General features: G+C 46.0%; 24 protein-coding genes. 11 read left to right on the forward strand and 13 right to left on the reverse strand.

Features of this window, described 5'->3' with window-relative positions:
• On the forward strand, nucleotides 1-2,579 hold a 2,579-nt coding region (locus tag ACRC32_RS29180; protein WP_438557258.1), incomplete at its 5' end, for a CHASE domain-containing protein.
• Here the strand turns inward: ACRC32_RS29180 and ACRC32_RS29185 are convergent.
• Genes ACRC32_RS29185 through ACRC32_RS29195 form a run of 3 tightly spaced genes read right to left on the reverse strand, consistent with a single transcriptional unit; the run spans nucleotide 2,501 to nucleotide 3,404 of the window.
• Nucleotides 2,501-2,686, reverse strand: a complete 186-nt coding sequence (locus tag ACRC32_RS29185) for a hypothetical protein (RefSeq protein WP_438557259.1) — start codon at nucleotides 2,684-2,686, stop codon at nucleotides 2,501-2,503. The genes ACRC32_RS29180 and ACRC32_RS29185 overlap by 79 nt on opposite strands.
• On the reverse strand, nucleotides 2,679-2,939 hold the full coding sequence (locus ACRC32_RS29190; protein ID WP_438557260.1) for a hypothetical protein: 261 nt from the start codon (nucleotides 2,937-2,939) through the stop codon (nucleotides 2,679-2,681). The genes ACRC32_RS29185 and ACRC32_RS29190 overlap by 8 nt, the downstream gene beginning before the upstream one ends.
• 12 nt (nucleotides 2,940-2,951) lie before the next feature.
• Entirely contained in the window at nucleotides 2,952-3,404 is a 453-nt protein-coding gene (locus ACRC32_RS29195; protein ID WP_438557261.1) for a hypothetical protein, read from the reverse strand.
• Nucleotides 3,405-3,445: 41 nt separating this feature from the next.
• Here ACRC32_RS29195 and ACRC32_RS29200 point away from each other — a divergent pair, with 41 nt between their 5' ends.
• The gene (locus ACRC32_RS29200) at nucleotides 3,446-3,724 is read left to right on the forward strand and encodes a hypothetical protein (RefSeq protein ID WP_438557262.1); all 279 of its coding nucleotides are present in this window, start codon (nucleotides 3,446-3,448) and stop codon (nucleotides 3,722-3,724) included.
• Nucleotides 3,725-3,839: 115 nt separating this feature from the next.
• Nucleotides 3,840-5,381, forward strand: a complete 1,542-nt coding sequence (locus ACRC32_RS29205) for a DEAD/DEAH box helicase family protein (protein WP_438557263.1) — start codon at nucleotides 3,840-3,842, stop codon at nucleotides 5,379-5,381.
• Here the strand turns inward: ACRC32_RS29205 and ACRC32_RS29210 are convergent.
• Nucleotides 5,337-5,522 carry a hypothetical protein gene (locus tag ACRC32_RS29210; protein ID WP_438557264.1) on the reverse strand — a complete coding sequence of 62 codons (186 nt, stop codon included), beginning with the start codon at nucleotides 5,520-5,522 and terminating at the stop codon, nucleotides 5,337-5,339. The two genes, ACRC32_RS29205 and ACRC32_RS29210, sit on opposite strands and share 45 nt — an antisense overlap.
• A gap of 170 nt (nucleotides 5,523-5,692) precedes the next feature.
• Between ACRC32_RS29210 and ACRC32_RS29215 the strand changes: the two genes are divergently transcribed.
• From ACRC32_RS29215 to ACRC32_RS29235, 5 genes are all read left to right on the forward strand, one after another.
• On the forward strand, nucleotides 5,693-6,907 hold the full coding sequence (locus ACRC32_RS29215) for a DUF790 family protein (protein ID WP_438557265.1): 1,215 nt from the start codon (nucleotides 5,693-5,695) through the stop codon (nucleotides 6,905-6,907).
• Nucleotides 6,908-7,000: 93 nt separating this feature from the next.
• Nucleotides 7,001-7,141: a hypothetical protein gene (locus ACRC32_RS29220; protein ID WP_438557266.1), complete on the forward strand. Its 141-nt coding sequence runs from the start codon at nucleotides 7,001-7,003 to the stop codon at nucleotides 7,139-7,141.
• Nucleotides 7,138-8,682, forward strand: coding sequence for a PLP-dependent aminotransferase family protein (locus tag ACRC32_RS29225; protein ID WP_438557267.1), 1,545 nt, complete (start codon nucleotides 7,138-7,140; stop codon nucleotides 8,680-8,682). The genes ACRC32_RS29220 and ACRC32_RS29225 overlap by 4 nt, the downstream gene beginning before the upstream one ends.
• Before the next feature lie 177 nt (nucleotides 8,683-8,859).
• The gene (locus ACRC32_RS29230; RefSeq protein ID WP_438557268.1) at nucleotides 8,860-9,285 is read left to right on the forward strand and encodes a pentapeptide repeat-containing protein; all 426 of its coding nucleotides are present in this window, start codon (nucleotides 8,860-8,862) and stop codon (nucleotides 9,283-9,285) included.
• Nucleotides 9,286-9,423: 138 nt separating this feature from the next.
• Nucleotides 9,424-10,173, forward strand: coding sequence for a Uma2 family endonuclease (locus ACRC32_RS29235; protein ID WP_438557269.1), 750 nt, complete (start codon nucleotides 9,424-9,426; stop codon nucleotides 10,171-10,173).
• A 24-nt stretch (nucleotides 10,174-10,197) separates the two neighbouring features.
• On the opposite strand, the gene ACRC32_RS29240 is transcribed toward ACRC32_RS29235, so the two are convergent.
• Nucleotides 10,198-10,782, reverse strand: coding sequence for a PAP/fibrillin family protein (locus tag ACRC32_RS29240; RefSeq protein ID WP_438557291.1), 585 nt, complete (start codon nucleotides 10,780-10,782; stop codon nucleotides 10,198-10,200).
• A 228-nt stretch (nucleotides 10,783-11,010) separates the two neighbouring features.
• On the opposite strand from ACRC32_RS29240, the gene ACRC32_RS29245 reads away from it, so the two are divergent.
• The 3 genes from ACRC32_RS29245 to ACRC32_RS29255 all read left to right on the forward strand — a co-directional run bounded on the left by ACRC32_RS29245 (nucleotide 11,011) and on the right by ACRC32_RS29255 (nucleotide 12,630).
• Complete coding sequence (locus tag ACRC32_RS29245; RefSeq protein ID WP_438557270.1) at nucleotides 11,011-11,268, forward strand: DUF3134 domain-containing protein; 258 nt, start codon at nucleotides 11,011-11,013, stop codon at nucleotides 11,266-11,268.
• 161 nt (nucleotides 11,269-11,429) lie between these two features.
• Nucleotides 11,430-12,539 carry a phospho-N-acetylmuramoyl-pentapeptide-transferase gene (gene mraY / locus ACRC32_RS29250; RefSeq protein ID WP_438557271.1) on the forward strand — a complete coding sequence of 370 codons (1,110 nt, stop codon included), beginning with the start codon at nucleotides 11,430-11,432 and terminating at the stop codon, nucleotides 12,537-12,539.
• Nucleotides 12,502-12,630 carry a hypothetical protein gene (locus tag ACRC32_RS29255; RefSeq protein ID WP_438557272.1) on the forward strand — a complete coding sequence of 43 codons (129 nt, stop codon included), beginning with the start codon at nucleotides 12,502-12,504 and terminating at the stop codon, nucleotides 12,628-12,630. The genes mraY and ACRC32_RS29255 overlap by 38 nt, the downstream gene beginning before the upstream one ends.
• A 30-nt stretch (nucleotides 12,631-12,660) precedes the next feature.
• On the opposite strand, the gene ACRC32_RS29260 is transcribed toward ACRC32_RS29255, so the two are convergent.
• The 8 genes from ACRC32_RS29260 to mtnA all read right to left on the reverse strand — a co-directional run bounded on the left by ACRC32_RS29260 (nucleotide 12,661) and on the right by mtnA (nucleotide 21,168).
• Nucleotides 12,661-13,350: a hypothetical protein gene (locus tag ACRC32_RS29260; RefSeq protein ID WP_438557273.1), complete on the reverse strand. Its 690-nt coding sequence runs from the start codon at nucleotides 13,348-13,350 to the stop codon at nucleotides 12,661-12,663.
• A 399-nt stretch (nucleotides 13,351-13,749) separates the two neighbouring features.
• Complete coding sequence (locus tag ACRC32_RS29265) at nucleotides 13,750-14,253, reverse strand: MogA/MoaB family molybdenum cofactor biosynthesis protein (RefSeq protein WP_438557274.1); 504 nt, start codon at nucleotides 14,251-14,253, stop codon at nucleotides 13,750-13,752.
• Nucleotides 14,254-14,267: 14 nt separating this feature from the next.
• Nucleotides 14,268-14,603 carry a photosystem II reaction center protein Psb28 gene (gene psb28, locus ACRC32_RS29270; RefSeq protein ID WP_192159744.1) on the reverse strand — a complete coding sequence of 112 codons (336 nt, stop codon included), beginning with the start codon at nucleotides 14,601-14,603 and terminating at the stop codon, nucleotides 14,268-14,270.
• Nucleotides 14,604-14,780: 177 nt separating this feature from the next.
• Nucleotides 14,781-16,547 carry a tetratricopeptide repeat-containing S1 family peptidase gene (locus ACRC32_RS29275; RefSeq protein ID WP_438557275.1) on the reverse strand — a complete coding sequence of 589 codons (1,767 nt, stop codon included), beginning with the start codon at nucleotides 16,545-16,547 and terminating at the stop codon, nucleotides 14,781-14,783.
• A 153-nt stretch (nucleotides 16,548-16,700) separates the two neighbouring features.
• On the reverse strand, nucleotides 16,701-17,474 hold the full coding sequence (locus ACRC32_RS29280) for a S1 family peptidase (RefSeq protein ID WP_438557276.1): 774 nt from the start codon (nucleotides 17,472-17,474) through the stop codon (nucleotides 16,701-16,703).
• A gap of 95 nt (nucleotides 17,475-17,569) precedes the next feature.
• Nucleotides 17,570-18,238, reverse strand: a complete 669-nt coding sequence (locus ACRC32_RS29285) for a COP23 domain-containing protein (RefSeq protein ID WP_438557277.1) — start codon at nucleotides 18,236-18,238, stop codon at nucleotides 17,570-17,572.
• A 315-nt stretch (nucleotides 18,239-18,553) separates the two neighbouring features.
• Nucleotides 18,554-19,990, reverse strand: coding sequence for a protein kinase domain-containing protein (locus tag ACRC32_RS29290; RefSeq protein WP_438557278.1), 1,437 nt, complete (start codon nucleotides 19,988-19,990; stop codon nucleotides 18,554-18,556).
• Between the two features lie 113 nt (nucleotides 19,991-20,103).
• Nucleotides 20,104-21,168, reverse strand: a complete 1,065-nt coding sequence (gene mtnA / locus ACRC32_RS29295; protein WP_438557279.1) for an S-methyl-5-thioribose-1-phosphate isomerase — start codon at nucleotides 21,166-21,168, stop codon at nucleotides 20,104-20,106.
• Between the last annotated feature and the right edge of the window lie 47 nt (nucleotides 21,169-21,215).

Here is a 21,215-nt window from a genome sequence, read left to right on the forward strand (position 1 = left end):
AATATCATGCCATTATTTATCTAGAACCACAAGATCGTCGCAACCGAGTTGCAGTTGGTTACGATATGTTCTCCGAGCCAGTGCGCCGCGCTGCGATGGAACGCGCCCGCGATACTGGTATTCCCGCTGCTTCAGGTAAAGTCACTTTAGTTCAAGAAATTGACAAACACAAGCAAGCGGGTTTTCTAATCTATGTTCCGGTTTACCGTGGTGGTAATATTCCTGCCACAAAAACGCAAAGGCAAACAGAGTTAATGGGTTTTATTTACAGTCCTTTTCGGGCTGACGATCTGATTAATGGTATTTTTGGCGATGAAGACCGCCTGGTGAATTTTGAAATTTACGATAGTAACAACGTCAGCTCAGCAAATTTGCTACACTCATCCAGATCTCATACGCTAAATAACCGCTATCAGCCGCAATTTCAGACTAACAAAACGATCGATCTTGGCGGACGTACTTGGAGTTTAGTTTTTACCTCTCGCCCTGAATTAGAACTGGCTTCAGAAATCAATCTCGCACCTTTCGTCGCCTTTACCGGAGTGGCGATGAGTATGATTCTATTTGCCATGACGCACTCGCTCTCTTCGTCGCGCAAAGCCGCCGAGCGATCGGCAGCAGCTCTTACAGAAAGTGAAAAGCGGTTTCGACGTTTGGTAGAGTCAAATATTTTTGGCGTTGCCTTTGGGGGCTTTCAGGGGAAAATTCATTACGCAAACGACTATTTTCTCCAACTCATAGGTTACGAGCGAGAAGATTTGCTGGCAGGAAGATTGCATTGGGATAGTTTAACTCCTGCGGAGTTTCTTCCTTTAGATCTTCAGGCAGCTGAAGAACTGAAAAAACACGGAATTGCAGCTCCATTTGAGAAACAATATATCCGTAAAGATGGTACGCGAGTCCCAATTCTAATTGGTGGCGCATTGTTAGCAGATACAAATACGCCTCAACCAGAAATTATCGGCTTTATTCTAGATTTGAGCGATCGCAAAGCCGCACAAAAAGCCTTACGTTGGAGTGAAGAACGCTATCGTTCTCTAGTAGAAGCGACAGCCAACATTATTTGGGATACTACAGCAGAGGGGGAAGTCGTTACCGAACTACCTGGATGGAGTGCTTTTACCGGACAAAAGTTTGAAGAGTATCAAGGATGGGGATGGATTGCCGCCATTCATCCAGAAGATCGCGATCGCACTGCGCAAGCATGGTTAAAAGCTCTGACTCATCGCAGCGTGTACGAGATGGAGCATCGGGTGCGGCGCTATGACGGCGAGTATAGGTATATGAATGCCCGTGGCGTGCCAGTTTTAGAAACAGATGGTAGCGTGCGGGAATGGATCGGCGTTCATACGGACATTACGGAACGCAAGCAAGCAGAAGTAGAACGAGAACGACTGTTACAACGGGAAAAGGTAGCTCGCGAAGAAGCAGAAACAGCCAATCGAATCAAGGACGAGTTTTTGGCTACTCTATCTCACGAATTACGCACGCCTTTAAATGCAATGCTGGGGTGGACGCAGTTACTTCGTACCCGCAAGTTTAATGAAGAGACGACAGCACGCGCTTTAGAGACAATTGATCGCAACACAAAATCTCTGGCGCAGTTGATCGAAGATATTTTAGATATGTCGCGAATCGTTACGGGAAAGCTGCATTTAGAGATTTGCAGGATAGACATTGCACCAGTTATCGTTGCTGCGATTGAAACCGTCTTACCCGCAGCAACAGCCAAAAACATTCAGATTGAATCGAAATTAGATTCTAGCATTGAACCAGTCATGGGAGATGCCAACCGCTTGCAGCAAGTATTCTGGAATTTGCTTGCTAATGCCGTTAAATTTACTCCCAGAGACGGACGAATTGAAGTGCGTTTATTTCAGTTTGATTCTCAAGTACAAGTACAAGTCGCTGATAACGGACAAGGTATTAGTCCCGAGTTTTTACCCCACGTCTTCGATCGCTTCTTGCAAGCAGACAGCACTACGACCAGAGAGTATGGTGGTTTAGGACTGGGTTTATCGATCGTGCGTCATTTGGTAGAACTGCATGGTGGTACGGTGGGAGCTGAAAGTGCGGGATTGGGTAAAGGGGCTACATTTACCGTGGCTCTGCCAATTCGCGCCGTAGACTACAATCTGGATGAGCCAGAGCAACCTCAGAGCCAAAAAGAAGAAACTGCGATCGCGCCTCCATCCCTAGAAGGTTTACGGATTGTCGTCGTCGATGATGAAGCCGATGCCAGAGACTTACTCAATACAGTTTTGACACAGTATGGAGCTAAAGTCGTGATTTGTGAAACTGCCCGAGATACGATTGAGGCGATCGCTCAATTTCAGCCGCACGTCCTCGTCAGCGATATTGGAATGCCAGAAGAGGATGGATATGCTTTGATTCATTGCTTGCGACAACTACCACCAGAACAAGGCGGACAAATTCCCGCGATCGCGCTTACAGCCTATGCGAGAGCAGAAGACCGCGATCGGGCTATAGACGCAGGTTTTCAACGCCACATTTCTAAGCCAGTCAATCCCGCTAAATTAGCTGCGGTTGTGAGTGAATTGGCTGGGAAAGTGAGGTGATGGTAGTTGGTAGTTGGTAATGGGTAATGGGTGGTTGTTGCTCCCCTGCTCCCTGCTCCCTGCTCCCTGCTCCCTGCTCCCTGCTCCCTGCTCCCTATATTATGCATGTAAATTTGCTTGTTCTTGCAACCAAGGATCGACTGATTGTCCGTCTTTACGCCGTAGTTCAATTTCAACTGCAATGACGGCTTTGGAGCCTGGTGGAGCTGGTTTTTGATGGAAAAGAATGTCGTAGTCAGCAGGATTTTCGTTACGCTGTTTTAACCAATCTTGCACTTTAATTGTGGCAAAAAACGATTGTCCCTGCTCGAACAAGCGGGTAATTTCCATCTGCAAGTTGTAGGGATTATGTCGCGGCATAGTTATACTTGGCTAAAAAATGTAAATCGATCCAGTCTTAGCAATTCTCACTACACTCATTCTGCTATCTTCTCTAGATAAAACTTGGACTGTCACATCATTGTTTTGTTTATCAACAGTAGTTTTATACTTCAATCCGCTAGTCTTGCTAGTAGGGGTTTGAGGCGCGGGATCGTAAATAGCAATATCGATGGGGAGGAAAGAAATTTTTTCTTGAACGCTGTCCCCGACTGGTAAATCTTTCTCGCCGCGCTCGTCGAGAAAATTATATTTCAAGGGTGATTTGGTGCGATTAACTAACATTATATTGACAGGACCACCAGGATTCACCCGCGATACTGGCTGCCAGTAATTAGGTTGATAAGCTCTTACAGGAGAGTTTTGGGCAAAAATTGGCACGGCTATGCTGATACAGAGCGAAACTAGCGTCAGCCAAAGTAATTTTCTCCAAGCTTGCCCTAGCATAACTTCCCTACCTTGCAACGACTGCTATCTAAACAAGTGAGATGCTAATTAACTCAAGTTTGTATATTATGATTCATATTTTGCGAAGTGTGAACCACACTGGCGTAGATTTACGTAAGTACCTGCCGCAATTATCAGTCGGGAGTCGGGGAAGAGAGCTGAGGGAGCTGAGGGAGCAACTACAAATTCAAAATTCACGCATTCAAAATTGCCCTACACCTACACCCTACACCCTTTCATCACGCAACACGCACCACTCTTTTACCAATTACCAACTACCAACTACCAATTACCAATCTTCACTGATAACTGATAACTGATTATTGCCAGCCGTTCCAATCTCTTTATAGAGTGAGTAGAGTGAACAAAAATTAATGGCTAGTTAACAGTCTCTAGTTACTCCTGGCTTCCGACTGCCGACTGCCGACTTCCTCCATGCGTCGTACTCCTACTTTATCCTTCGATCGCGGTACGTTAATTTTGCATCCACCACCCAGAGGTAAATCGTGGGTAGACTATGCGACGTGGGATGACAGGGTAGAAAAATTTCGCATTCCTGCCATTCAATATCGCCAAGTTGTAGAAGCACTACAAGCAGAAGGAAGTTACTTTAGCGACGAAGCTAAAGCCTTTGAACCGCTAGAACTATCTCCTAGCATGGAAATGGAGCCATATCCGCATCAAAGCGAGGCATTGGCAGCCTGGAAACTAGCCGGACGTAGAGGGGTAGTGGTGTTACCAACAGCGGCGGGGAAAACTTATTTAGCGCAGTTAGCGATGCAAGCCACTCCCCGCAGCACGTTGATTGTCGTGCCAACTTTGGATTTGATGCACCAGTGGTACGCCCACCTAACAGCTGCATTTCCCGATGTTGAAGTGGGATTATTGGGGGGTGGCTCCCGCGATCGCACGCCCATATTAGTATCGACATACGATAGTGCGGCAATCCATGCTGAAGCATTAGGCAACCGTTACGCGCTATTGATCTTTGATGAATGCCATCACCTACCCACAGATTTTAATCGCGTCATTGCCGAATACGCGATCGCACCTTATCGTCTCGGACTGACTGCAACTCCAGAACGCACCGATGGCAAACATTCAGACTTAAATCTGCTCATCGGACAAGAAATCTATCGCAAAACAGCTGCTGATTTAGCAGGTAAAGCGCTGGCAGAACACGAAGTCGTGCAGATTAAAGTTAAACTATCACAACACGAACGCGATCGCTACAACCAACTGATTCAAACCCGTAACGACTTCCTCCGCGAAGCTAAAATCTCTCTTGGTAGCCTCAAAGGATGGCAATTATTCGTCCAAGCCAGCGCCAGATCCGCCGCCGGACGCAGAGCGATGCTAGCACACCGCCAAGCTAAAGAAATTGCTTTAGGTACAGATGGCAAAATCAGAATTCTCGCCGACTTGTTAGCAGAACACTATCCAGAACGAACGCTAATTTTCACCGCTGACAACGCCACAGTCTACCGCATTTCGCAAGAATTTCTCATTCCCGCCATCACCCACCAAACCCCCGTCAAAGAACGCCACGAAGTTTTAACTAAATTTCGGGAAGGGGAATACAAAACCCTCATCGCCTCCCACGTCCTCAACGAAGGTGTAGACGTACCAGCCGCCAGAATTGCCATTATCCTATCCGGTACAGGCTCGGCACGGGAATACATTCAACGCTTGGGGCGAATTCTACGTAAAGGCAAAGACAAAGACAAATTTGCCCTGATGTATGAAGTCGTAGCCGAAGACACCAGCGAAGAAAGAACTTCTGTAAGAAGGCGAGGGGAGAAGAAGAGAGCTGAGAAAGCTGAGGGAGCTAAGGGAGCTGGGGAGGAAAAAATACGACAGTTAGAGATCGTACCTACCAAACAGATTACCTATGGAAGTGGCGATCGCACCAGCCAACGCGCCGCCGAATCTTCAGGAAAATGGGACGATAATAACTGCCCAGAAACCGAAGAATAACTTTGTCCCTTTGCGCCTTTGCACGCCAGTTGCTACAACGGAGGGAATCTCACCGGACAGTTTGACGCGACGTGCTACAACGGGGGACACCCCCGCACGCAACTGTCCTCCGCAACGCACTGGCTCGTCTTTGCGTGACATTAATCTAGCAACTTACTGCACCAACATTCGGTAAGGGCGGGTTTTGAGTGCAGATTTCTTGTCATAGTCATGAATATGCTTGCTAAACCCGCCCCTACGACAACTGATGACTGATAATTTTGTACAGACGTTACATGTAACGTCTCTACACTGATAACTGATAACTGATAATGCTTCCAACCGACTTACTCATGCACCGCCAAAACGGGGAAGAAATCACCCCCAAGCGACTCAAAATAGACAAATACAACCTAGAAATCGCTACTGATATTATTACCACTTTCCAAGAAAATCTCGGTAACATCCAAGCACAACTCGACCGACAACTACAAGAACTGGAAGGAGATAGTCCCGATTATCGCCTCAAACGCGGCTTAGCATATCTCCTGCGCAGTGGCTTCTGTGAATTTGAAATTGTCAGCCCCTTAGAACCACCAATGCTGCGCGAACGAGTCTTCGCCCTTGCAGCACAATCACCTCCCAGTCCCCAGCAGAGCCACCAAGTATTGGAACAGTTAGCATTACAACTCAGCCGCGAATTAGACAAAGAAGTCTTCCCCGAACAAATTCGCACGGGTTTGTATGCAGACTTAGCAGAAAATCGCATCATGACACGGTTCGAGCTGCCAACGCCAGAAGCACTACTGCATCGCTACAATTTATCTCAAGTCCAAGGGGTATTTTATCGCGCCAGCCACTTAACTCTCAACGCTCATCGCAACGTTCCAGGAGAATACAAGCTGTTATTTCGCTATCTCAAATTATTTCAATTGATGGCATACATCGAAGGAGATGCCGACCACGGATTTACAATTACGGTTGATGGTCCGGCGAGTTTGTTTAATCCTAGTACGAGATATGGGCTGGCGATCGCCAAACTTATTCCAGCTTTACTTCACGTTACTAAATGGAGTTTGAGCGCAATTTTACAAACCCGCGATTTCTACACTAATAACTGGAAAACAGGACGATTTACGCTAAATTCTGAGTGCGGTTTAGTCTCTCATTATCCGCCAGGTAAGCCTTATGACAGTATGCTAGAAGCGGCTTTTGTCGAGCGTTGGAATGCCACAAAAACCGAATGGGTACTAGAGCGAGAAGTCGATCTAATTCCAATTCCTGGTAGCGTCATGATTCCCGATTTTCGCTTGGTACATCCTGACGGACGAGTGTTTTTGTTAGAAATTGTCGGTTACTGGCGACCGGAATATTTGCAAAAGAAATTTTCTCAAGTTCGTCGCGCTCAATCGGATAATTTGATTTTGGCAATTTCCGAGCGATTGAATTTAGAAAAAGCAGGTGTCAAAATGAATGATGTGCCAGCTAGGATTGTTTGGTTTAAAGATAAGCTCTTGCCAAGAGATGTATTGAAGGTGATGGACTAAACTTCACCATTCGATTAAAAAAAGTAGTTTACATACCAGTACAGCGATCGCAATTCTCAACTGTCCTAGTTCAAATCCAGCGAACTGTACCGTGTGCAGCTTGGAAAAATCTTTTATAGTGCGATTATCAGTTATCAGTTATCAGTTATCAGCGATTGGTTACCGATTACCACACCACGCACCACGCACCACGCAACTACCAATTACCAATTACCAATTACCAATTTATTATGAAAATTATTTTAAATCGCCACTCTCCCCAACCGCTTTATCTACAAATTCGCGGCTATTTGAGTCGTTTGATTCAATCTGGTAAACTCGCTCCTGGAGAAAAATTGCCTTCAATTCGGAATTTAGCAGCAAGTATTGGTGTGAATAAATTAACGATTGTTGAGGCTTATGGTGTATTAGAAGCTGACGGTTTAATTCAATCTCGTCCAGGTGCGGGATATTTTGTCAGCAGTGCTTTATCCTCGCCACAGCATCAATCGCATTTTGCTCCCACTCAAAAAGTAACAATTTCTGAAACGGGAGAAACTTTTTGCGAGCAAATAATGGCGACTTTGCAGGCTCAACAACAAAAAGAAATTGTTAATTTCAGTTCTGGATTTCCTCTGATTCAAGCGTTAGATAATTTTCAGCGCATTGCTAAACGAGCGATCGCCAATTCTACTGATACCTTATTTCGCTACGATTTACCACAAGGACAACTTGTTTTGCGTCAACAAATAGCTCAGATGCTATTAAACCAAGGTCTAGAAGTTTCTCCTGAAGAAATTATCGTGACCAATGGTTCGGAACAAGGCTTATCGCTGGCAATGCGTTACTATCTTCAGCCTGGAGATTGGGTAATTGTTGAAACGCCTACCTATCATGGAGCTTTGGGAATACTAGCAAATTTGGGCGTTAAAGTTATTGGTATTCCTATGACAGCAGAAGGTATGAATTTGGAGTTATTGGAACAATATCTTTGCAGTCATCGCCCTAAATTAATTTATACAATTAGTACTTTACACAATCCGACAGGGATTACGACTTCCCAAAAACATCGCCAAAAATTGTTAGCACTGGCTCAACAATACGAATGTCCCATTTTGGAAGATAATGCTTATGAAGCCCTAAATTTTGAATTCGAGCCTGTTGCAGCTCCAATTAAAGCTTTAGATCGCAGCGATATTGTCACCTATATCAGTACGTTTTCTAAAACTTTAATGCCTGGTTTGCGAGTTGGTTACACGGTTGTGACGGGCAAGCATTATCAACCAATTTTAGAACAGAAAATTCTGCAAGATTTGCACTCATCTACAGTTTCGCAAGCAATTGTCAGCGAGTTTTTGGCTGGCGGACATTATCGTCGCTATCTCAACCGCTTGCGGACAAACCATCTTCACAGCCGTAACGCCATGCTTCAGGCTTTAGAGCGTTATTTTCCTGCCCAAGCCAGTTGGACTATTCCCCAGGGAGGGCTATTTCTTTGGGTACATTTGCCAGAAGGTATATCCGTACAAGCGATTTGTCGAGAAGCATTATCTCGTAAGATTCTCGTCGCCTCTGGAACGGTATTTTTTCCCAATCATCAAGGTTATCCAGCCCTGCGCTTAAATTTTTCTAATTCCCTTGCAGACATCGATCGCGGGGTTGCTGTGTTGGGTGAGCTAGTACAAAAATATTTAGCAGCAGTCGTACCTCAACCTAGCCGCGCGATTAGCGATCGCCCTCTGGAAATCACGAGCAACGTGCGCGTTCCCAATCTGGGAATGTTGACAAAAAATTAGGTGCAAGGCTATTGACAAATTACATGTTTTTTGCAGTAAGCCTTGATATTTTCTCTCTAAGGTTGAGTATAATTGCTATCCAGTTCCGCCTATTGCCTGATGGAAATAGCATATTGATTGAGCGATCCTAGTAACAAGCTACTAGATAGCTGCATCCGTGAATTGAGGTTAAGCAAGATGAAACTAGCAATGCTCTCTACTACGGTTGCGATCGCTGTTCTTTCGATTGCGACTCCTGTACGGGCAGAAAACCCAGCCCATGTCAGACAATTACTGGCAACTGGAGAATGCCCGAGTTGCGATCTTTCTGGGGCAAATTTGAGTGGCGCTCATTTAATTGGTGCGGATTTACGAAATGCAAATTTATCAGGTGCTAACCTAACAAATGCGAACTTGGAAGGTGCAGATTTAGAGGGTGCTAATTTGCAGAAAGCCAATTTGCAGAAAGTTTTGGCTAGCGATACAAGTTTGATTGATGCAAATTTAAAAGGTGCTAATTTTCAACAAGCACAATTAGCAAGCACTGTTTTTGATGGTGCTGTTGTAACTGGTGCGAATTTCCAAGGTGCGAAGCTTTACACGGCAAATTTTAATAATCAGTGACCAGTTATCAGTGACCAATTAATAGGGTGCGGGGTGTATGGTGTAGGGAGTTTATTACTTCTGCCTCCTGCCTCCTACTTTCTTGCAATAAACTACTAAACTATAATATATCGGTCTACATTCCCAGGTTTAAATGCGATGCCCCTGGCAAAAGGCTTAGAAACTTCAGAATTTGAACCAGAAGATGTTATTTTTCCTCCTGGGGACTTATGGAGTGACGAACCGCCTTTGGAAAGCGAACTGTATTTACGCCAACTGCTACTCCTAATTGAATGCTTGGAATTGTGGTGGAAAGACCGTCAAGATTTCTATGCTTTCGGCAATCTCACCATATATTACAGTCCTCGCCAACTCAAATCAGAACAATTTCGGGGCCCCGATTTCTTTGTCGTGCTAGGTACTGAACGTAAACCACGCAAAAGCTGGGTTGTTTGGCAAGAGGATGGCAAATATCCGAATGTCATCGTAGAAATCCTCTCTGATACAACTGCCAAAATTGACAGGGGTTTAAAAAAACAAATTTACCAAGATACCTTTCGCACTCCAGAGTATTTTTGGTTTGACCCAAAAAGTTTAGAATTTAAAGGCTTTCAATTGGTTGGGGGTCAATACCAAGAACTACAGCCAAATCCTCAAGGTTGGTTGTGGAGTCAGCAGCTAGAGTTGTACTTGGGAATTTATGAAGAAAAGTTACGGTTTTTTACTCCTGATGGTCAATTAATACCGACTCCGCAAGAAGCCGCCGCCGCAGAACAGCAGCAAAGAGAGTTGGCGCAGCAACAAGCGCAAGCAGCACAGCAACAGGCACAAACAGCACAGCAACAGGCGACACAGTTAGAGTCTATGTTGGCACGCTATCGAGAACGTTTTGGTGAATTGCCAGATTGAAATAATGACTGTGTTCTCAACAAACTAAACTTTAGTCAATACGAAGATACTACCTTCATTACCCCGTCCGATGCGTAAATCGCTATCGAGGTAGGTAATATCTACCCAGCCTTGTTGTCTGTTACTGTTAATCTTAGTATCCAAAGCCGCGAACTTTTTTCCCGCTTCTATTTCTTGAATAAAACTAGCGGGAGATTGATAGTTAAACAAGCGTTGTAAACCAATAATCGATCGCTCAAATTTGACTTCAACGCGCCGTTCTGAGACAGGAGTAAATTTAGCTGTAACGCTAATTACCCCTTCAAGAAAAGGCAAGCCGTAAACTTCGGCAATATTGTAAATACTTTGAGTTTGAACGCGAACGCATTGATAAATCTGACCGAGTTTGAGTAATGGGAATTGGTCGATATTTAACAATCCCTTACTTGTCGTATAGAGCAAGCGCCAGTCTCCATTCAAAAGTTCGCTAGCTTCTACCGGACGAGGTGTAGGATTGCGATCTTCTAACTGAGCGATCGCGGCGAGGACAGCTTGTTTATCTACTTCTGTTGATAACAATCCGCGATTTTTACCAGCAATCTTTTCCAAAAGTGTTTCTTTTCCTAACATTTTTATCTCCTCTTTATCGGGAGTCGGGAGTCGGGAGTTAATTCTGACTTCTGACTTCTTTCCGTATAATCTCATCATACGAAGCCATGTAGTTTTTGCTATCTATGATGAAATAATTTTTTTTGTCGGATCGCTTGTCACTTACAACTACCAACTACCAACTACCAACTACCAAATGATAAACTTTAGATGTATAATTGCATCTCCTTGTCTAGACAAAGCTTAAATATGCACAACTCTCCGCTTAGAGAAGAACCACGGGAACAGCCAGCTCGCGTCATTCCTTTAAAACAAGAATCGTCACTAATTGACTGGTTGCAATCTAACGGTCGGTTGATCCCCCGCGATGGCGTTCAGGAACCAGATTTGCTAACCGAAGTGGAAGACGGTGACTCTTCTCTCGACTTGCTTGAAAGTGATGATGTTGGCGATTTCTACGATGATGACGATGACTTAGGAGATATTGATGAAGCTGATGATGCGTAGCTGAGGTCATTTGTCATCTGTCATTGGTCATCAACAACTCAAAATGACGAATGACCAATGACTCTTCCAAGAATATTACATTTAAATACTTTCAAGGCAGCACTTTCGATTCAGTTCCGATAATGTCCTCAACACGTATCTAGTCAAAAGGCAACTTTGTTGTGGACGCGAAATCATCTTCTTTCTGGTCTTTCCATCTCTCTGGTACGAGATTGCTTATCGTCCTAAGCCTTGCACTCGCTACCGCCTCGCTGACTCTCGATTTAACAGCGCAGCGCCTACCCTGGCAAGGGCGATCGCTAACTTTTCCTTTCTTATTCTGCGCTGCGATCGCTGCCACAGTTGGTTTTTGGATAGTCCCGATCCTTCAGCAGTTAAAAGCCGGACAAGTCATTCGCGAAGACGGTCCCCAAGCACACTTAAAAAAAGCAGGTACGCCGACGATGGGTGGCATATTTTTCGTACCTGTAGCGGTCATTGCTAGCATCATCTTATCGGCGCTGGTGCTGGAAATTCATCACCTTGCCCCTGTATTGGCGATCGCTGGAATTACGGTCGGTTACGGGTTTATTGGCTGGTTGGATGATTGGCAAATTTTGCGTCGCCAGTCTAATAAAGGTATTTCCCCACGTCTGAAATTGGCTCTGCAAGTTGGTTTCGGTTGCCTATATTGCCTGTGGCTGTGGAGTCGATCGGGAGATCTGACGACGATCGCGTTACCTTTTGGGTTTGCTCTGCCCTTGGGTTTGCTATTCTGGGCGTTAGCAGTGTTTGTCTTGACTGCCGAAAGCAATGCCACTAATTTAACCGACGGTGTGGATGGTTTGGCGGGAGGAACGGTAGCGATCGCGCTTTTAGGATTGGGAGCGATCGTCGCGCCTAATTTCCCCAGTTTGGCAATTTTCTGTGCTTGTTTGAGCGGTAGCTGTATCGGCTTTTTAGTACATAACCGCAATCCCGCTCGCGTCTTTATGGGAGATACGGGTTCTTTAGCACTAGGAGGCGCGTTAGCAGGAGTCGCTCTCATGAGTAACACCCTCTGGGCGCTATTTATCCTCAGTGGGATCTTTTTTGTCGAATCTTTATCAGTGATCGCACAAGTTAGTTATTACAAAGCCACCAAAGGAACCGATGGTAAAGGCAAGCGTCTGTTTAAAATGGCTCCCTTCCACCACCATTTAGAATTGTCCGGGTGGTCGGAATTACAAGTGGTTGCCGTATTCTATGCAATTAATGCTTTTTTGGCTTTGGTATCCATTTGGCTGGCTTGAAACAGTTATCAGGGAGCAGGGAGCAGGGAGCAGGGAGCTTATTCGCTCCCAACTGAAAGCAGATCGCTTTTTAGCAGTCACTAGTGACTAGTAACTGCTAAAAAGCGATCGCGCTACAGAACTACATGAATCCGCCGCCAGCACCACCGCCGAAAGGATTGCTCCCGCCACCGAAGGGATTTTCACCACCGCCAGCACCGCCGCCGAAGGGGTTTTCACCGCCGCCAGCACCGCCGCCGAAGGGATTTTCGCCGCCGCCAGCACCGCCGCCGAAGGGGTTTTCGCCACCGCTAGCGCCAACATTACCAAATACATCTTCAAAGCTGTCGATGCCAACTTCTTGCAACGAACCCCAAGGCGATTGTCGAAAGAGGCTATTCATATCAGTGCTATCGCTCATCCCAGTGCTGTCACCACTGCCATTACTACCATCACTAGCATCACTGCCAGGGTTTGACTCCCCGCCAGATACCTCACTAAAATCCCATGTATAGCTACCGGAATCGCCAGTAGGCGATTGGTTAGCGCCGCTATCACCAGTCAGAGAATCGCTTCCTTCTGGCGTGTCACCCCAAGGAGCTGAGTTTGTTCCTACAATGTTGTCCGAGCTTAACTGTTCGCCTTGTGGTTGACCGCTATCATCTGTGAATTGTATTGTCATATTCGTACCTACAGCAAAGGGTTCGCTACTATCACTTGGTGGGTTGCTATCAGCAGGAAGTTGCAATGTAATATTCGATCCAACAGCAAAAGGTGTATCTTCACTATTGGTGGTGTTGCCACCGTTATTGTCGTTTTCAGACGTTGCCATTCAACACAAATCCTCTTACTTCTATGGCTGAAATTGTCTAGAGTTCAAGCACAACTTTTTGCTAAAAATGTTTTTTAGTTAGCAATTCATGTGTACTTAAGGACTCAAGGATTACCTTTTTGCTTCTAGTTTTGGCACTTTAAGCTAGAAGACTGTGGAAAAGAGAGCATAGCAAGCTCGACAATTTGCTCGATTGTAGTCAAATTGCAAGCTTAATTCCATCGATAAAAATGCAACAACCGCTACACTATGCCTAGCAGTTTATGCAAGTTGAGAAAAGATTACTATGAGAAATATTTAGATTGACTTGTCAGTTCTTTTGAATGGTGGAGAGACAAAATTTTATGTTTCTACTTATATCTTTTGCTAGATATCTGCGCATCTACCAACAATCGCCAACTACTTTTGTAACTGTCTGACTAAATGAGTCAACTCTGGCAAAATTAGCTTTTCCATTGCCAGTTGTACGGCGTTAGTAGAACCTGGAAGCGAAAAAATTAGTTTATCCTGATATACACCCGCGATCGCCCGCGAAGCCATGGCGCGGGAACCAATGTCTTGATAGCTCAGATACCGAAATAATTCGCCAAACCCTGGTAAAGTTTTTTCTAGTAAAGAGGCGATCGCGTCGTAGGTTGTATCTCTGGGGGCGATACCCGTACCCCCGTTAAAAATTGCCACATCTAAATCTGCACGCTGGCTGAACGATTCTATCTGCGATCGAATTTGCTCTGGTTCGTCTTTAACAATCGCATAAAATCCCACAGTATGACGCGCTGCTACGAGCAATTGCTCGATTCGACGACCGCTTTTATCTGTTTCTGGGGAACGGGTATCGCTGACGGTGATAACAGCACAACCGACTGTCAATCCTGGTATGTCAGGGTGAGGCTGATGTGTCACAGATTCCTAAAAAACTATGATTTGTTGAATCCCAAGCCGTGTTCGTTGGCGTATCTTTCCATAAACCGCATAAACCGATCCCACTCTTCGGTCGATTTCATCAGGTAGATCGCTTCAATGGCTTCTGGTTTGCCGTTGATAAATTTTCCCTTGACTTCGCGGGTCACGAGTTCCCCTTCTTCATCAATCAAGTACATCCCCGTCACTTCTTCATTGCTACCCTCGCTCAAAATTTGGGGGTTTTGAAAATAAAAAGTTGCCGTACCATTACTGCCATCTCGCGATCGCGTCAAGCGTACATCTGGGACTGTTTTTTCGGTAACACCTTTAGAAAACTGAATCTGAGCCATAATGACGATCTGTAAATTTCTATGATGAGTTGTTTAAGTATTTTCTCATCATTTTGAGCTACCTAACGCATCAGTTGTCAGTTATCAGTCAGTGTAGAGACGTTACATGTAACGTCTCTACAAAACATGTAACGTCTGTACAAAGTCGTCGGTTAATTCTGACTTACAACTTAACCACTACCAAGTTGAGTTATTTTCGGGTTGCGTTGGTGCGGCAGATTCGGGAATATTACCTGAATCGCTAGAGTTAATTGGTTGAGAGTTGGTTGGTTGAGAGTTAGTTGGTTGATTGAGATTGGTGGAATTATCTGATGGTGAAGTTGTTGTTGGAGTTACTACAGGTGCGGGTACTGCGGGAATTACGGGCATTGCTTGAATGCTCTCAATTTTCTCCAATGCTTTTTGATAATTCGTACTGTCGTTTTTTTGTTGGAATATATTAGCAGCCAGCTGTAAGTCCTCGATCGCACCTTGGCGATCGCCTAAATCGCGCCGCACGAGGCCTCGGTTGTAATGAGCTTCGGCATTTTTCGGCTCTATGCTAATGACTTTACTAAAATCATCAACTGCCCCTTGTCGATCTCCCAAGCGGCGGCGGAGAATTGCTCTGTTGTTGTACACTGTCGTCCAACTAGGATCGAGATTTAAAGCATGGCTAAAATCATCCAGCGCTCCTTTAGAGTCTCGCAACATCGTCCGAGCCAAGGCACGATTGTAATATGCCCTAGAATTATCCGGTTCGAGCCGGACGACGCGATCGAAATCGTCAAACGTTCCCTGACCGTCTCCCATACTGCGGCGAATCGCACCGCGACTGTGATAGGCTTGAGCGTCGTTAGGAACGAGAGTGATGTAGCGATCGAAATTTGACAGGGCTCCCTGCTTGTTGCCCCGATTATAAAGAATCACTGCTCTTTGGTAATAAGCATTGGCATAGTTGGGGTCAAATTTCAGCGCTTGGTCGTAGTCTGCTAGCGCCCCCTGCTTGTCTCCTTGGTCGTAACGGGCGTTTCCCCGTTGATAGTAAGCGTCGGCGTAGTTGGGGTTGCGGGCGATCGCTTGGGTGTAGTTAGCAATTGCTCTCGATCGATCGCCTCGATCGCGTTCTACCGATCCTTTAGCAAAAAAGTCTGAAGCAGATTTGGGATTTTCTAACCTTTGAGCTGGTTTATCCGTACTGGGGGCAGTATCCACTGCGACTGCTGGAGCTTGAGGGATTTGCGATCGCATTGCCAAAAACGTATTAATCGGAATTGCCCCATTAAAGCCAGTTTTCATATTCACCGCCATCGTCGCGTCGCTCCCCTGCTGCTTCACGTCTACGCGATCGCTACCTCCCAACCCGTGAATCCCAACGACTCGACCATCAATATCAAAGACAGGACCACCGCTCATTCCACCTTTTGTCACTGAGTTATAACGCAGTGTATAGCCTTCTGGCGCACTGCTGGGGCGACTGGTCACGAATCCAGGCGAAAAGACAAAATCGCGGTCTGCACCAAATTTCCGATCTAAAGCAGGGAAGCCCATGACAAAAATTTCTGCTCCTACAGGCACGTTAGACGGCGCTAGCTTGGCAACGGGGTATACAGCCGCACTACTAAATGTCACCAATGCCAAATCGGGTTCGTTCGGGCTTTTTTGCAATTTTTCCGTACTCACAACTGCATAACTCTGACCGTCATGAGTACGAATCGTATGCGGTGCAGGCATTAAAGCAACATGATTGCACGTCAGGACAGTGTAAGTATTGCCCTGCCGTTGAATAATCACTCCAGAACCGCCATCTTTAACTCCCATCGGAGGATTGACCTGCACCGTCATTGGACTGCCAATTTTGACAATTTCTTGAGGAGATAGAGCCAGCGCTAAATTATGGCTCGTTACTAACACTGCTAAAGTTACCGTTCCGGTCAAAAGAGGATAAGTAAAGTTTGTTTTCATAAATTAGTTATCAGTTATCAGGGAGCAGGGAGTAGGGAGTAGGGAGCAGGGAAAAGAGAGCAGGGGGGCAGAGGGGCTTCAGGTGCAGAGGAGCAGAGGAGCAGGGGGAAAATAACTTACGACTTACGACTTACGACTTACGACTTACGACTTCTACTTCAGTGCTTGCCAAAAAGCCTTAGCGGGGATTGCCCAGCTCAATGCTTCCATTTGCTGGTACATTTGCTCGGATGGTGCAGAGCCATCAGTAAATGTAAATGCACTAATACCTTGAGGCGGGTATTTCAAGCGACCGTTGATTCCAATTAGTTGTCCTTTGCGGTTTAAAACTGGTCCACCACTCATCCCTGGATCGATCTCGTTGGTATAACCCAGTTGATATCCTTCCTGTAGAGATTTTTCTGGCAACATTGCCACTTCACCATCCGTCACTCGTAAGGCTTTAATACCCCAAGTTCGAGTGTCCTCGACTGCATCCGCACTCGTCCATTGCCAATTAGGAAATCCAGCAGCATAGATGGAATCGCCGACAGCTACAGCTTTGGTATCGGCGATCGCCACGACTTGATATGCTGTTTTGCTGGTAAACTCTACCAAGGCTAAATCCGATCCAGACAATACAGGCGATCGCAACCGCTTGCCTACGTGCTTTTGTCCGTCTGCGGTTAGAATCGTGAAGCGCTCGTCCTCACCCTCACCCACAATGTGAGCGCAGGTCAATATGGTGTACGTTTCTCCTCTGTGCCGCACGATCGCGCCCGATCCTGTAGCAGCAGCGGCAAAAATTCGTACGGTCACGTGTCTGGCAACTACTGGCACTGCGATCGCTACGGCGGGTTCTGCACTTGTAACCTGACTCACCAGCATCGGCTGAGACTGCGATCGCGCTAAGGCTTGCTCGGAGTTCTTTAGTATAGAAATATACACTAAACTCGCAGTTAACAGTGTACTTACCAAGACTTTAACAATCAATTTACCCCTTACCTCTCACCTCTCACCTCTCACCTCTCACCTCTCACCTCTTACCAACGACTACCATTGGTCGGAGCGTTGGGTTGCTGCACGGGAGATGCTTCGCTTGCGCCTGTACCTGCTGATTCGTAACCAGCTGAAAAAGCCTCCTCTACTGCTGCTTCCATATCAATAGCACCAGTAGGTGCAGTCTCACCTTCACCGCTAGCACTCTCACGAATTGCCGAATAGTCGGCACGCTGACCGAAACGCAGCAAATTTGCTAAAGCTGCACCAGGGTTCTTAGCATTTTCTGGAGAGAGGGTAAATAGCGTATTGCTTGTATCGCAGCTAGCGCCAGAATTGACATAACAGATAACTGTCTCATTTTTAATGATTCCAGTTGTCAGTAGTAAATTACTTAGTCTCCCACCATTCGCGGCAACTGCTTTAGTCAACTTCTGGGAAACTAGCTGACAGCGTTCTTGAGGCGTATATTCTGCACTGACTTGTCTTTGCCAGGTAATCATTGGTGCAGAGCGTTGATTTCCCCTAGCTGCAACCGTAGCAAAGCCGTTCCCAGAACGGACGCAAACAAAAGTAGTTGCCTGATTGGAGGTATTTTGTGGAGATACTTGACTACGACTGGTATTCTGCGCCCCTACTCGATCCTGAAATCCTATGACACTGGCACATGTCACGCTAGCTACTAAAACAAAGATTGGAAATTTAAATTTCATGAGGAACTTTTTTAATTATCAGTTATCAGTTATTAGTCGTCAGGGAGCAGGGAGCGCAAGAGCGGTTAATTCCGAACGACTTACGACTTACGACTTATGACTTCCCTTACACTACTCACTCTCTATACAAACTGACATCTTAAATTTTCGTGAAATGTCTCGAATAATTTATTCAATTTTTCTTAACTTACATAGAAAATGGTACCTTTTTTCTACCTGTTCGCAGCAAATTTAAGAATTTTTTTGATTATTTTTCGTAAATTATTATACTTTATTTGTATGCGTATTTTGAGGGGCTATGGCGCGATCGCTTACTTACCACGGTTCCAGCGGTTGTGGTGATGCGGGTGGCGTTGAAGGGAATTGAGTTGGAGGCTTGTATAGAGGTAGCAAAAAATACAAATAGAAAATGCCAGCCACAAGTCCCACTCCTGCTACTCCTAACACAAAGCCCGCACTAGACAATAACCATAAGTTTCTTCTGGTTCTTTGTGTTTCGCGGCTATCTTGCTCAACAGGAGGGTTTTGCAATTGAGTTTGACTTAACTGTGGCGATCGTCTTGAGTCGGTTGAATTCGAGTTGGTTGGATTCGAGTTTATGGCATCGGTACGATGAGCTGGCGGCGTATACTGCTTGGGTTGATGTTGGTGCAGATCGAATATGCGCGTTTGAGGAGTCTGAGTTCGATTGGACGAGGGGGAAGTTACTGACGGCGGTGTAGGCTTTCTCTCATCTGTAGCTGAGTTTGCCGAATTTGGGGCGATCGCCTGCTTGGTGGGTTGAGAATGGATAAAACCAGCAGTATGCCCCAAAGAATTTGGTAGCACGGATTGTAGTGCCGCACTCAATTCCACCACTGAGCCAAAGCGTTGCTCTGGTTGCTTGTTTAAACAGCGCATGACAATTGCTTCTAGCTCGACCGACAAGTTTTCACATTTAGGTTGCGATCGCAATGATTGAGGCATTTGGGAAGTGTGGGCAATTCCCCATGACACGCCACTCGTTTTGCGGGCTTCAGTTCCGAAGCCAAATGGATCGGAACCGCTCAGCATCTCGTAGAGAATCATCCCCAAGCTGTAAATATCTGCCCGTCCGTCGATATTTTTCTCTATTTGTAACTGTTCCGGTGCAGCGTAGCGGAACGTACCCAAGAACGTACTGGTCAGGTTAGTTAACTCTAGTGCTTCATCGCGGATTTTAGCAATTCCGAAATCGAGAATTTTGACCAACTCTCCCAAAGCGGTTGGAATCAGAAAAATATTATCGGGTTTGAGGTCACGGTGAACGATTTGGATCGGATCGCTCGTGGTGACAACTCCCTCACGCCGAATCCTAACACCTTGGTGAGCGAGTTGCAGTCCCGCACAGACTTGACAGGCAATTTCAATCGTTCGTTCTACAGACAATCGTGTCTCTCGTCGAAGGAGTTGCCCCAGGGTTTCGCCAACGAGGTATTCCATCACGTAGAAAGGGTATCCCTCTTCCGTCACGCCGTAGTCACTAATATCGACAATATGGTCGCTTTTGAGGGCAGCACAAAGCATTGCTTCGCGCTCAAAACGTTTATGCAATGAAATCGAGACAGCGAGCGTGTCTCTCAGTAATTTCAGCGCTACCTCCTGTCCCAGCCGCGTATCCATAGCTAGATAAACGTTACCCATACCACCCGCACCGATGCGCTGTTCTAGATAATAGCGTCGGCAATCGCCAATAAAACGACCGATCCAGGGATCTGAGCTTGAAGTGTTCATCAAGAAGGTGGTGCGTTGTGCGTGGTGCGTGTCGAGCGGGTGTAGGGTGTAGGGTATGGGGTGTAGGGAATTTTGAATGCGTGAATTTTGAATTGCTCCCTCAGCTCTCTTCTCTATGCTACATATTTATGCTGTAACTCTTGCTGCAACTGACTGGGAGAAAATGCCCCATGCTCGGTAATAATTGCTGTAATCAAATGAGCGGGAGTTACGTCAAAAGCTGGGTTGTAAAATTCCACGCCCGCTGGAGTCAAGATAGTCTCGTCAATCTGATAGACTTCAACCGGATCGCGTTCCTCAATTGGGATTTCTCGACCAGTTGCGATCGCAAAATCAATTGTTGCTACGGGTGCGGCAACATAAAAAGGAACGTCGTGTGCCTTAGCTACTAGCGCTAAGCTGTACGTGCCAATTTTATTTGCTGTATCGCCATTAGCGGCAATGCGGTCAGCGCCCACCACAACGGCGTGAATCATACCTTGCTGCATACAGTGGGCAGCCATACTATCTGTAATTACCGTAACGGGTATCCCTTCCTGGACGCATTCCCAAGCAGTTAGTTTTGCCCCCTGGAGACGGGGGCGAGTTTCATCGGCATAGAGGCGCGATAGCCTACCACAAGACCAAGCAGAACGCACGACACCCAAAGCCGTACCATAACCTGCGGTTGCTAAGGCTCCAGCATTGCAATGAGTTAAGAGATTGAGTTGAGCAGGAGTTTTTGGCAAGAGTTCCAGACCGCGATCGCCAATTGCCTGACAAGTTTGTAAATCTTCGGCTTGAATTGTCTGTGCTGTAGTTAACAAAACTTGGCGAATTTCCTCAACCGTGCCGATCGTTTCGTAGGCAGTTTTTAACATGCGGGCGATCGCCCAAAACAAATTTACTGCTGTCGGACGGGTTGTTCGCAACATCTGAGCCACTTGCTCTAGCTGCGACAAAAACTGCTCTCGATCTTGGGTTTCAATCTCCCGCGCCCCTAAGTACATACCGTAGGCAGCAGCGATACCGATTGCTGGTGCGCCTCGGACAATCATCGTTTTGATTGCCTGTGCCATATCTTCACAGCGATGAATTTCCACAAAGGCATACTCGGCTGGCAAGTGCGTTTGGTCGATGAGTAAAACCGAGCCTTCGTACCAAATTACGGGGTAGACGTGGGTAGGACTGGAGATCATAGAGAGCTAGGGGCTAGAGAAAAGTCAAAAGTCAAAAGTCAAAAGTC

It is taken from the genome of Chroococcidiopsis sp. (assembly GCF_051657925.1).
Classification (GTDB): Bacteria; Cyanobacteriota; Cyanobacteriia; order Cyanobacteriales; family Chroococcidiopsidaceae; genus Chroococcidiopsis.